10 protein-coding genes and 2 other annotated features are annotated in these 12,040 nt (G+C 30.9%); all 10 genes read right to left on the bottom strand.

Translation table 11 applies throughout. The features are described from left to right. Window positions 1-243: 243 nt before the first annotated feature. Window positions 244-2,616, bottom strand: coding sequence for a phenylalanine--tRNA ligase subunit beta (gene pheT / locus KQI30_RS11715; protein ID WP_216463529.1), 2,373 nt, complete (start codon window positions 2,614-2,616; stop codon window positions 244-246). A gap of 19 nt (window positions 2,617-2,635) precedes the next feature. Then, a complete protein-coding gene (pheS, locus tag KQI30_RS11710; protein ID WP_216463528.1) occupies window positions 2,636-3,658 on the bottom strand; it encodes a phenylalanine--tRNA ligase subunit alpha in 1,023 nt (340 codons plus the stop codon). A gap of 73 nt (window positions 3,659-3,731) precedes the next feature. Then, window positions 3,732-3,961: a binding site (T-box leader), on the bottom strand. A 446-nt stretch (window positions 3,962-4,407) separates the two neighbouring features. Beyond that, window positions 4,408-5,199, bottom strand: a complete 792-nt coding sequence (locus KQI30_RS11705) for a TrmH family RNA methyltransferase (protein ID WP_216463527.1) — start codon at window positions 5,197-5,199, stop codon at window positions 4,408-4,410. Window position 5,200: 1 nt separating this feature from the next. Next, the gene (locus KQI30_RS11700) at window positions 5,201-5,881 is read right to left on the bottom strand and encodes a potassium channel family protein (RefSeq protein ID WP_216463525.1); all 681 of its coding nucleotides are present in this window, start codon (window positions 5,879-5,881) and stop codon (window positions 5,201-5,203) included. 8 nt (window positions 5,882-5,889) lie between these two features. Continuing rightward, entirely contained in the window at window positions 5,890-7,257 is a 1,368-nt protein-coding gene (locus KQI30_RS11695) for a TrkH family potassium uptake protein (protein ID WP_216463523.1), read from the bottom strand. 133 nt (window positions 7,258-7,390) lie between these two features. Next, window positions 7,391-7,747, bottom strand: a complete 357-nt coding sequence (gene rplT / locus KQI30_RS11690) for a 50S ribosomal protein L20 (RefSeq protein WP_044038980.1) — start codon at window positions 7,745-7,747, stop codon at window positions 7,391-7,393. Between the two features lie 27 nt (window positions 7,748-7,774). Next, window positions 7,775-7,972, bottom strand: coding sequence for a 50S ribosomal protein L35 (rpmI, locus tag KQI30_RS11685; RefSeq protein WP_216463522.1), 198 nt, complete (start codon window positions 7,970-7,972; stop codon window positions 7,775-7,777). Window positions 7,973-7,991: 19 nt separating this feature from the next. After that, window positions 7,992-8,513 carry a translation initiation factor IF-3 gene (gene infC / locus KQI30_RS11680; protein WP_294345588.1) on the bottom strand — a complete coding sequence of 174 codons (522 nt, stop codon included), beginning with the start codon at window positions 8,511-8,513 and terminating at the stop codon, window positions 7,992-7,994. Window positions 8,514-8,696: 183 nt separating this feature from the next. Further along, window positions 8,697-10,619: a threonine--tRNA ligase gene (thrS, locus tag KQI30_RS11675; protein ID WP_216463520.1), complete on the bottom strand. Its 1,923-nt coding sequence runs from the start codon at window positions 10,617-10,619 to the stop codon at window positions 8,697-8,699. Between the two features lie 55 nt (window positions 10,620-10,674). After that, window positions 10,675-10,894, bottom strand: a binding site (T-box leader). A 22-nt stretch (window positions 10,895-10,916) separates the two neighbouring features. Continuing rightward, window positions 10,917-11,810: a putative sporulation protein YtxC gene (locus KQI30_RS11670; RefSeq protein ID WP_216463519.1), complete on the bottom strand. Its 894-nt coding sequence runs from the start codon at window positions 11,808-11,810 to the stop codon at window positions 10,917-10,919. Window positions 11,811-12,040: the final 230 nt, after the last annotated feature.

The following is a 12,040-nucleotide window of genomic DNA, read 5'->3' as shown; positions in this document are numbered from 1 at the left end:
ACAAATGAATACAAGATTAATGGTATTTGATAAATCTCATATTAGAATCTGTTGCAGTTAAGTGGTGGTAAAACAGTATTGTACAACTTATCTTATTACATATATTCATATATAAGTAAATTACCACTACTTAATTAGAACAGGTTAATATATGAAACTAAACAACATACACCACCCCCACACTGCTTGTCCGTCGAGTAAAAGAAAAAGCCACAAGAAAATTTCTTTTCTTGTGGCTATCTATTATCTTAATGCTGCACCTAATTTGTGTTCTAATGTTCTAACAATCTTATCATGAACCTTATTTACATCACTATCTTTTAATGTTTTATTTGGATCTCTGTATACTATTGAGTACGCTACAGATTTCTTTCCTTCTGGAACTTGTGCACCTTTATAAACATCGAAAAGATTATATTCTTCAACTAAAGCTCCACCTTGCTTCTTAATAACTTCTTCAATATCAGCTACTAGTACTTCATCATCAATTAATACTGCTAAATCTCTTGTTACAGCTGGGAATTTAGGAAGTGGAGTGTATTTATTGTTTTTCTTAACAAAGCTATATAATTTGTCTAAGTTAATTACTGCAATAAATGCTCTTTCGTCTATTCCGTAATTTTCAGCTACATCAGGATGAACTTCTCCTACAGTTGCAATAACTTCTCTTCCGATTACAACCTTAGCAGTTTTTCCTGGGTGGAATGATGGATTTTCAGTTTCTCTTTCAAACTTCGCACTCTTAACCTTAAAGTGATCTAGAATATTTTCTACTACACCTTTTAAGTTAAGGTAATCTACTCCACCATATAATCCTATTGTTAATATATTTATTTCATTTGGTAATTCCTTACCTTCTTCTTTGATGTAGATTTTTCCATTTTCGAATAATCTACATTCTTTATTATTTCTTGAATAGTTTCTAGCAAGTGATTCCATCATTGATGGTATAGTTGTTGTTCTCATGATTGAGTAATCTTCTCCAAGTGGATTCTTAATCTCAACAACATTACGTAATTCTGAATCCTCTGGTATTAATATTTTATCAAATACCTTTGGACTAACGAATGAATATGCAATTGATTCATATAATCCTGAACCTATTAACACTCTTGCTAATTCATCATTTAATTGCATTTTTTTGCTCTTACCACTCTTAGTTGCATGAATTGATGGTACTGTAGCTTCAACTTTATTGTAACCATGAATTCTTACGATTTCTTCCGCTACATCTTCCTTTATATTCATATCACTTCTGAAAGTTGGAGTTGTTATTTTTAAATTATCTCCATCAATTTCAGTTGGCATTTCTAATGATTCTAAAATTCTCTTCATTTCAATTCCATGAATTTCAGTTCCTAAGAATTTATTAATCCAACTTATTGAAACTGTTAAGTGACCTTCTTCTTTCTTTTCATTGTAGATATCAATAGTTCCATCAACAATTTCTCCACAGCCAAGTTCTTCTACTAATGCACATGCTCTATCTAATGCTAAAGCTGCTAAGTTTGGATCAAGATCTTTTTCGAATTTACCTGAAGCATCTGTTCTAAGATTTAACTCCTTTGAAGTTAATCTTATATTAACACCTTCAAAATTTGCAGCTTCAAAAATAATTTCAGTAGTATCTTCTTTAACTTCTGAGTTTAATCCACCCATTATTCCAGCAAGTCCGATAGTACCTTTTCCATCTCTTATTGTAAGCATTTCTGAAGTTAATGTTCTTTCCACTTCATCTAATGTAGTGAACTTCTCATTATCCTTAGCTCTTTCTACAATAATAGTTCCTTCTGCTACATCTCTTCTATCATAAGCGTGCATTGGTTGACCTAATTCTACCATTACATAGTTTGTAATATCAACAATATTATTTATTGGTCTTATACCAGCTTCGTTTAATCTATTTTGCATCCATGATGGTGATGGTGCTATTTTAACATTTTTAATAGCTCTAGCCATATATCTTCTACATAAGTTATCTTTAATTTCTGCCTTTACAATATCATTAACATTGCCACCAGCAGTCTTGTATGAAGTATTTAACTTTTTAAGTTCTCTACCATAAGTAGCAGCAACTTCTCTAGCTATTCCATATACACTGAAGCAATCTTGTCTATTTGATGTAATTTCAAATTCGATTACTCCACCACCAAAATCAACAGCCTCTTTAATATCTACCCCTAATGGAGTATTTGTATCCATGATGTGTAATCCATGGCAAGTTCCTTCTTCAGCTAATCCTAATTCTTCTAAAGAACAGAACATTCCATTAGAAACTTCTCCTCTTAGCTTACCTTTTTTAATCTTTAATCCACCATGAAGTGTTGATCCATGAAGTGCTACTGGCACTACATCTTGTTCCTTCATATTTGTAGCCGCTGTAACAATTTGTATTGGTTCTTCTGCTCCAATATCAACTTGGCAGATAGAAAGCTTATCTGCTTCTGGATGCTTTGTTATTTTAACAATTTTTCCTGTTACAACATTTTGTATTTCGTCACCATACACTTCAACTTTTTCTACCTTTGATCCTGATAAAGTTAAAGCATCACCTAAATCTTTTGCATCTTCTTTTATCTCAACATAGTCTTTAAGCCAATCTATTGGTACTAACATTCTTTATACCTCCTACCTATTATTTGAATTGTTTTAAGAATCTCATATCAGCTTCATATAATAATCTGATATCATCTATTCCGAACTTTTGCATTACCATTCTATCAAGACCAAATCCAAAAGCAAATCCGCTATATTCATTTGGATCTATTCCACAGTTTTCTAACACCTTAGGATGAACCATACCGCATCCTAATATTTCGATGAATCCTTCACCCTTACATACCTTACAACCTTCTCCACCACAAACGAAACAAGTTGCATCCATTTCAGCAGATGGTTCTGTGAATGGGAAATGATGTGGTCTGAACTTAGTAACCATTTTATCTCCAAACATCTTTTTAACGAAAGTTTCAAGAGTTCCCTTAAGGTCAGCAAAAGTTATTCCCTTATCAATAACTAATCCTTCTACTTGATAGAATATTGGTGAATGTGTAGCATCCACTGCATCTGAACGATATACCTTCCCTGGAGATATCATCTTAATAGGAGGCTTTTGATTTTCCATTGTTCTTACTTGTACAGGAGATGTTTGTGTTCTAAGAACTACATTATCATTAATATAGAATGTATCTTGCTCTCCTCTAGCTGGATGATTCTTTGGAATATTTAATGCTTCAAAGTTATAATAATCAAGTTCTACTTCTGGACCTTCTTCAATTGAGAATCCCATTGATAAGAATATATCTTGAATTTCTTCCATTGTTATTGTTAATGGATTTTTCCCTCCAAGTGGATTCTTATCTCCTGGCATAGAAATATCTATTACTTCATTTTTTAATCTTTCTTCTTTTTCTTTTTTCTTAATGTCAGCTAATGATTTTTCTATTCTTTCTTCAAGATTTCCTCTAACATCATTTACTAGTTTACCAACTATAGGTCTTTCCTCTGGTGATAATCCACCCATTCCTCTAAGAATTAAAGTAACTTCACCTTTTTTCCCAAGATACTTAACTCTAATAGCTTCAATATCTTCTTTAGTAACAGCCTTATTTAATTCATCTATAGCAGTTGTTTCAATAAGCTTTAATTTTTCTTGCATATTAAATATCCTCCTTTTTTATTGCACAATTTTGTTGTTATTGCAGATTCTAATAAAAAAACTCCGTCCCTAAAAAAGGGACGGAGTATATCCGCGTTACCACCCTAGTTGATAAAAGCCTATTGCCTTTATCCACTCGATTAAAAAATATCGGTTTTTTATACCGCTCTAGACTACTTAATACTTTCCCCTAGAGAGCTCCAAAGTGAACTTCAATTTAATTCCTAATAAAAAAGCTTTCAGTCTCTGGCTTTTTCTCCCTTGTTTATTTCTTAAATCTACTTTCTTTTTCATCGCTTACTATTTTAAATTCTTTTTCTATTATATATTTAACTGTTATAAATTTCAACATATTATTTTAAATCCTTATATGTTTTTTGCTATATTAGAACCTGTTGCAGTTAAGTGGTGGTAATAGTTATTCATTTTACAACTAATACATAAATATCAAGTTACCACTACTTAATTAGAACAGATTCCAATATGAAAATTTATTATATTACTTTATCCATGCGAAACCTGTCCACCACCACTTAACTAGAACAGATGCCAATATGAAAATTTATTATATTACTTTATCCATGCGAAACCTGTCCACCACCACTTAACTAGAACAGATGCCAATATGAAAATTTATTATGTTACTTTATCCATGCGAAACCTGTCCACCACCACTTAACTAGAACAGACTAATATATTCGCTAACACAACATTATCTACCATAGCAAAAAAAGCCAGGTTAATTAACCCTAGCTTTTTAAAATAGTTCTTTGCCTTACCGCTTCAAAGGCTATCACTGATGTTGCAATACCAACATTCAATGATTCCGCCCCTCCCGGCATTGGAATTTTAAACTTTTCATCTGAAATCGCAAATATTTCCGAGGAAATACCATTACCCTCATTACCTACTACTATAATACATTTTCCTGTTAAATCTATGTCGTAAAAGTTATAATCTGTGTCTAATGATGAAGATATTACTTTAAATCCATTATTCTTTAATGACAGAATAGTATCTAAATCATCATTATCATAAACTACAGGAACATTAAAAATTGAGCCCATAGTACTTCTTAACGTCTTATCGTTGTATAAGTCTACAGTTCCTTTTCTTAAAATTACTCCTAAAGCACCACTAGCATGAGCAGTTCTGATTATAGTACCTAAGTTTCCTGGATCTTGCACCTTATCGCAAAATATATAGAATCCATCATCATCTACTAATTCTATATCCTTATTTTTAACTACTGCCAATACTCCTTGCGGTGTCTCCGTTGACGCTAATAGCTTCATAATTGACTTCGTTACGTAAATGGTATTTATACTATCTAGATACTTATCAATATTATAGCTAGATAATTTACTCTCTACAGATTCTTCTATAATAAGAGTTTTAACTTCATAATCAGATTTTAAAGCCTCTTCTACAAACCTAAAACCCTCAACTATAAATTCACCCTTTGCTGATCTCACTTTTCTATCTTTTAACTTTTTTATTTCTTTTATTATACTATTATCTTTACTAGTAATAACGTTCATATTATTCCTCTTCTGTTGCTACAACATCTCTTAATTCATCTATATCACTACTACCAATAGCAACGATTATATCACCAGGTAGTAACTCTAAATCTGGAGATGGACTTACTTCTATTTTCCCATCTCTTTTTATTGCCATTACATTTATACCATATTCTACTCTTAAATTTAATGCTTTTATTGTTTTATTTATCCAACTTTTTGGCACAAGAAATTCTGTTAATGAATAATCTGGTGATACCTCTATATAATCTAATATATTAGATGATATTAAATTATTAGCTATTCTAATACCCATTTCCTTTTCAGGAGATATTACCTTATCTGCTCCTATTTTTACAAGAACCTTTTCCTGTAAGTCATTATTAGCCTTTACTGCTATATATTTTACCCCTAATTCTTTTAATAATAGTGTGGTCATAATAGATGCTTGAATATCTTTACCAATAGCAACGATAGCTACATCAAAATTTCCTATACCTACAGCCTTTAAGTCATTTTCATCAGTAGAATCTAATGTAACAGCATGTGTAACTCTATCTGCTATATCTTGAATTCTATCTACATCTCTATCTATAGCTAAAACTTCACGTCCTAGCTCTGCTAATGTTAATGCTACAGATGTTCCAAATCTACCCATACCTATAACAACATATTGTTTTTGTTTAACTTTCTTTCTCATATTTACACCTACCCTATTAATATCTTAGCTTCCGGATATTTTATATTCCCTGCATTCTTCTTCTTTTGTCTTGTTATTGCCATAACAAGGGTAATTGGTCCTACTCTACCAATATACATAGTAAGAATAATTAATAACTTTCCTGCAAATGAAAGATATGGTGTTATTCCTAATGTAACTCCTACAGTACCAAATGCTGATATTGCCTCAAAGATTAAATTTTCTAATGGAATTAATTGTCCATTTACCAATGTATCAGACTCTGTATTACTTAACAACATAGTTATTGTAATTACAATCATAATTGATAAAAACAATATTGAAAATGCCTTATAAATAACATCTTTAGATATTCTTCTTTTAAATAATTCCGTATCTTCTTTACCTCTAAGTCCTGATATAACAGTAAGACATATAAGGCCCACAGTAGTTGTTTTTACTCCACCGGCAGTTGATCCTGGTGATCCACCAATAAACATTAAAATAAAGTATAAAAAAATTGATCCTGTTGTTAAATCCATTAGTGGCACTGAATAAAAACCTGCTGTTCTAGATGAAACAGATGCAAAAAAAGCATTTAAAAGCTTTCCTCCAACACCCATATTCCCTAATGTCTCTGGATTATTATATTCCATAATAAAAATAAAAACTGTACCTGAAATTAAGAATATAGCTGTAAGAGTCAATACAAACTTTGTATGAGTATAAAATCTTGTAGATTGACTAGCATTAAACAAATCTAACAATACAGCAAATCCTAAACCACCTATTATAATCAATATCGATATTGTTAATATAACTACTGCATTATTTTGATATGGTAATAATGAATTTCCTATTAAATCAAATCCAGCATTACAAAAAGCAGAAATCGCATGGAATAAAGAATAATATATCCCCTTTTTCAATCCATATTCAGGAACAAATTGTGTTAATAATATTAATGCGCCTATTCCTTCTATTGCAAAAGTAAATGATAATATGTATTTTACTAACTTAACAATCCCTGAAATATATGTAGCATTAACTGCCTCTTGAAGTATTAATCTTTCTTTTAGAGAAACTCTCTTTCCTAAAATTAATGCAAATAAGGTAGCAAAGGACATAAATCCTAATCCCCCTATTTGTATCAAACATATAATTACCGTCTTACCGAAATAGCTCCAATGGCTAGCTGTATCAACTGTAGTAAGTCCTGTAACACATACAGCTGAAGTAGATGTAAATAAAGCATCTATAAAAGATGTTTTTTCTCCTGTAGCTGTTGATATAGGTAGCATAAGTATACCCGCTCCAATAAGTAAAACTGCCAAAAACCCTAAAGCTAATACTTGAACCGGTTTAATTTTTACACGACCTAAGGTATGTTTTGACATATGTTCAACTCCTAACACAAACACTTCACAATATATTATAGTTCACTATTTCATTAATATAGTTGAATATGTTATTTTTCAAAATATGGTAGTGCATATATAATAAAAAACCCACTTTCGTGGGCTTCATATATTAAGCTAAGCTTTTCTTAGCTGTTTCTACTAATTCAGCAAATGCTTTTGGATCGTGAATAGCGATTTCTGATAACATTTTTCTGTTAATTTCGATACCAGCTTTCTTTAATCCATTCATGAATTTAGAATATGACATATCGTTCATTCTTGCAGCTGCATTGATTCTAGCTATCCATAGTTTTCTGAAGTCTCTCTTCTTTAACTTTCTTCCAACATAAGCATTTCTTAATGCTCTGATAACTGTTTCATTAGCTGTTCTATATAACTTGCTTTTTCCACCGTAGTAACCTTTAGCAAGTTTTAATACCTTTTTATGCTTCTTACGAGCGTTCATAGCTCTCTTAACTCTAGCCATTTAGTAAACCTCCTTCTTAACTACCTCTTATAAGTATGGTAATAACTTCTTCATTACTTTTTCTTGTGCAACTGAAACATATCCAGCTTTTCTAAGATTTCTCTTTCTCTTAGTGCTCTTCTTAGTTAAGATGTGGCTCTTGAAAGCCTTTGCTCTCTTTAACTTTCCTGTTCCTGTTTTTCTAAATCTCTTTGCTGCACCTCTGTGCGTCTTCATTTTTGGCATGTTGACTTCCTCCTCTCAATTATGCCTTCTTAGGAGCTAGAACCATTGTCATGTTTCTTCCTTCTAATTTGGCCTTCTTTTCAACGATAAATACTTCTTCGTTGATTTTAGAAACAAATAGGTCTAGGACCTTATTGCCTTTGAAAGCATAGTCTGCTTCTCTACCTCTAAATCTTATGGTAACTTTTACTTTATCACCAGCATTTAAGAACTTTTCAGCTCTCTTTGCTTTGATAGTTATATCATGTTCTTCGATTGTTGCGCTAAGTCTAACTTCTTTAATATCAAAAGTTTTTTGATTTTTCTTAGCTAGCTTTTCTTTTCTTGATTGCTCATATAAGAACTTGTTATAGTCCATTATTCTTGCAACTGGTGGATTTCCATTTGGAGCTATAAGTACTAAATCTAACTCTTCCTCTTCCGCCTTATCTAGCGCTTCGTTTAAGCTGATAATACCTATTGCTTCACCATTTGCGTCAACAACTCTTAACTCTTTTGCCTTAATTTCTTCATTGATTGCATATTTATTTTTAATATTAATTCACCTCCGGTAATAATTAAAAACAAAGGGAACGACATTTAGCCGTTCCCTCTTAATATACCAAAGTTAACACTTTTAAATACATCCAGATTACCTTATTGACAATATCATAAGGTGAGAAACGGCCTCGTTTCTACTTCAAACAAGATAGATTATATATTATTTGTACCTTGTTGTCAACTTTTATTTTAAATTATTTTTCTTTGTACTAATTTCTTCTTTTAGTTTTCCGATGAAATCTTCTAAGTCCATAGTTCCTAAATCACCATCTATTCTGCTTCTAACAGCGATTTTACCTTCATTCATTTCTTTTTCACCGATTACTATCATGTAAGGAACCTTTTGAAGTTGTGCTTCTCTGATCTTATAACCAATTTTTTCATTTCTTAAATCAGTTTCTACTCTTATATTTGCATCTTTTAATTTTTCTTCTAATGACTTAACATATTCAGCTGAAGAATCTGTAATATTCATAATTCTTACTTGTACTGGTGCAAGCCATGTTGGGAATGCTCCTGCATATTGTTCTATTAATATTCCTATAAATCTTTCAATAGAACCAAATACAACTCTATGAATCATTACAGGTCTATGCTTTTCTCCATCTGGTCCGATATAGTTTATATCAAATCTTTCTGGTAATTGGAAATCTAATTGAATAGTTCCACATTGCCATGTTCTTCCGATACAATCTCTTAAATGGAAGTCAATCTTAGGTCCGTAGAATGCACCATCACCTTCATTGATCTTGTAAGCTAATCCTCTTTCTTCTAATGCATCTCTTAATCCATTTGTAGCTGCTTCCCAATCTTCATCTGATCCCATAGAATCTTCTGGTCTAGTAGATAACTCTACGAAATATTCGAATCCGAAAACTTTATAGAATGAATCAATAAGCTTAATTACATTTAATATTTCATCCTTTATTTGATCTCTTGTCATAAATATATGAGCATCATCTTGAGTAAAGCATCTAACTCTCATTAATCCATGTAATGCTCCTGATAATTCATGTCTATGAACTAATCCAAGTTCTCCAAATCTAAGTGGAAGTTCTTTATATGAATGTAATGCTGTTTTATAAGCAAGTAATGATCCTGGGCAGTTCATTGGCTTAATTGCATATGCTTCATTATCAATAGTTGTGAAATACATATTTTCTTTATAGTGATCCCAGTGTCCGCTTCTATGCCATAACTCTTCGTTTAATATTATTGGAGTCTTTATTTCTTGATATCCAGCTTTTGAGTGAACTTCTCTCCAATAGTTTTCAAGTTCATTTCTAACTACCATTCCTTTTGGTAAGAAGAATGGGAATCCTGGACCTTCTTCTAATAAAGCAAATAATTCTAATTCTTTTCCTAATTTTCTATGATCTCTTTTCTTAGCTTCTTCTAACATGTTGATGTAAGCTTCCACTTCTGATTTCTTTAAGAAAGCAGTTCCGTAGATTCTTTGAAGCATCTTGTTCTTTTCATTTCCTCTCCAGTATGCACCTGCTATAGACATAAGTTTTACAGCCTTAACCATCTTTGTACTTGGTACATGAGGTCCAGCACAAAGATCTGTAAATTCACCTTGTGTATAGAAAGAAATAGTTTCTCCTTCTGGAAGGTCTTTTATAAGTTCAACTTTATATGGTTCATTTTTATCTTCCATGTATTTTATTGCTTCTTCTCTTGGAAGTGTAAATCTTTCTAATTTTAAATCTTCCTTAACGATCTTTTCCATTTCTTTTTCTATCTTAACTAGAATTTCTGGAGTTATTGGAAAATCTGCATCAAAGTCATAGTAAAATCCATTTTCTATTGATGGCCCTATAGCAAGTTTTACATCTGGATATAATCTTTTAACTGCTTGAGCTAATATATGAGATGCTGTATGTCTTAATGTGTTACGACCACCTTCATCATCAAAAGTTAAAATTTCAAGAGTACAGTCATTATTTAATACTGTCATAAGTTCTGCCTCTTCACCATTTACTGTTGCTCCTAATGCTTTTTTAGCTAATCCCATTGATATTAATTTAGCTACTTCTAAAACAGTGCTTCCTTTTGGTGCTTCTTTAACACTGCCATCTTTTAAAGTAATTTTAATGTTTTCCATTGTTTTGCCTCCTACACTTCTATTTTAAACTACAAAAAATAAAAAACTCGCCCCTAAATGGGACGAGTATATCGCGATTCCACCCAAATTAATAGTACAATATCTCTTCATACTATTCACTCGAAAGCCTTAACGCAGCCAACGGCATTGGTTATTTCCCATGCAACTCAAAGGTGGTTTTCAGTAAATCTTATTTAAGAAAGTCTTTCAGCCTAATTGGACTTTCATCTCTTATAAACAGTTTTTTACTTACTCTTCCTTATCATAGTTTTTTATTATATCGCTATTATAATGCTATCAATTTAAACTGTCAATATTTACTTTGATTTCTTCTAAAGAAATTACTCTATCTTCAAATACATTTTTTATTGTCTTTATAAACTCCTTATTTTTTGCATTTGATTCCCCATGAATTCTCACTTTTTTAGGTACATTGCTTATCAATAACGATAAAATTACATCTTCTATATTGCACACGCCAATTAATAAGTCAGCCATCACACTACCATCAACTTCATTTAATAAATCAATACCATTTTCATCAAGAATCTTGTACTTACCATTTTTATCGATATCTATGTTTATCATATATATCTTACTCTCTACCCCTTTAATAAAATGCTTTAATAAGCCTATAAATTCATCATATTCCTTTTCAATAGTATAAATTTCAAAAACCTTATCTACTATAGGCTCTATTACATTAGCAAATTCATTCATTCTAAATGTTAAAATTCCTTCTAAATTAACTTCTTTATTTTCCCTTAAAACATTTACTATATTTTTTATTGCTATATTTTTTCTGTTTAAAAATATAATTCTACCATTTTCCTCTTCCTTATATTCTTCTCTCAATAATATATCTAAAGTTTTCTTTTTTATGATATCGTTTTCTTCTTTATCAACATAACTATAATTTTTACTTAAATATTTACTTATTCTATTTTTGCAATATTCCTTAGACATTATATGATAAATACATTCCCCGATATTATAGTAGATATAATTCATAAACTTTTCATTAACATATTCATCATTACAATATAATGATAAATAATCTTCACCATTATTCATATATTCATATATCCCTATATTTACTCCATTGCTATTGTGAATTTTTTCTTTTACCTCTACCATCTTTATAAAAAATTTATCTTTACTTTCCCTGCATGATAATGTTAATAGCAACATATATCTCCCACCTTATAGCAAATTTTACTATAATCTTTATAAAATTATAGCTTTATCAAAGTTAGTATGTATCTTATACTAATTATATATTCATTAAACTTTAGAGTTTCAAAAGACGACTGGTAATATGTCAAGATAAAAAAACTTTAAAATTGGAAATTTTCTAGTTTGTCTTATTAAAAAAAGGGTAACTTTAATAAAGCTCATTCTGATTCCAAAATTTTACAGGG

It is taken from the genome of Clostridium bornimense (assembly GCF_018917145.1).
Taxonomy (GTDB): Bacteria; Bacillota; Clostridia; order Clostridiales; family Clostridiaceae; genus Clostridium_AN; species Clostridium_AN bornimense_A.
This window is presented reverse-complemented; position numbering and strand designations above follow the sequence as displayed.

What these genes read in the sequence shown, in the direction of transcription:
- KQI30_RS11695 (WP_216463523.1), bottom strand. Translation starts at nt 7,257, where the DNA reads ATGTCAAAACATACCTTAGGTCGTGTAAAAATTAAACCGGTTCAAGTA.
- KQI30_RS11705 (WP_216463527.1), bottom strand. Translation starts at nt 5,199, where the DNA reads ATGAACGTTATTACTAGTAAAGATAATAGTATAATAAAAGAAATAAAA.
- pheT (WP_216463529.1), bottom strand. Translation starts at nt 2,616, where the DNA reads ATGTTAGTACCAATAGATTGGCTTAAAGACTATGTTGAGATAAAAGAA.
- KQI30_RS11700 (WP_216463525.1), bottom strand. Translation starts at nt 5,881, where the DNA reads ATGAGAAAGAAAGTTAAACAAAAACAATATGTTGTTATAGGTATGGGT.
- thrS (WP_216463520.1), bottom strand. Translation starts at nt 10,619, where the DNA reads ATGGAAAACATTAAAATTACTTTAAAAGATGGCAGTGTTAAAGAAGCA.
- KQI30_RS11670 (WP_216463519.1), bottom strand. Translation starts at nt 11,810, where the DNA reads ATGTTGCTATTAACATTATCATGCAGGGAAAGTAAAGATAAATTTTTT.
- pheS (WP_216463528.1), bottom strand. Translation starts at nt 3,658, where the DNA reads ATGCAAGAAAAATTAAAGCTTATTGAAACAACTGCTATAGATGAATTA.
- rplT (WP_044038980.1), bottom strand. Translation starts at nt 7,747, where the DNA reads ATGGCTAGAGTTAAGAGAGCTATGAACGCTCGTAAGAAGCATAAAAAG.
- rpmI (WP_216463522.1), bottom strand. Translation starts at nt 7,972, where the DNA reads ATGCCAAAAATGAAGACGCACAGAGGTGCAGCAAAGAGATTTAGAAAA.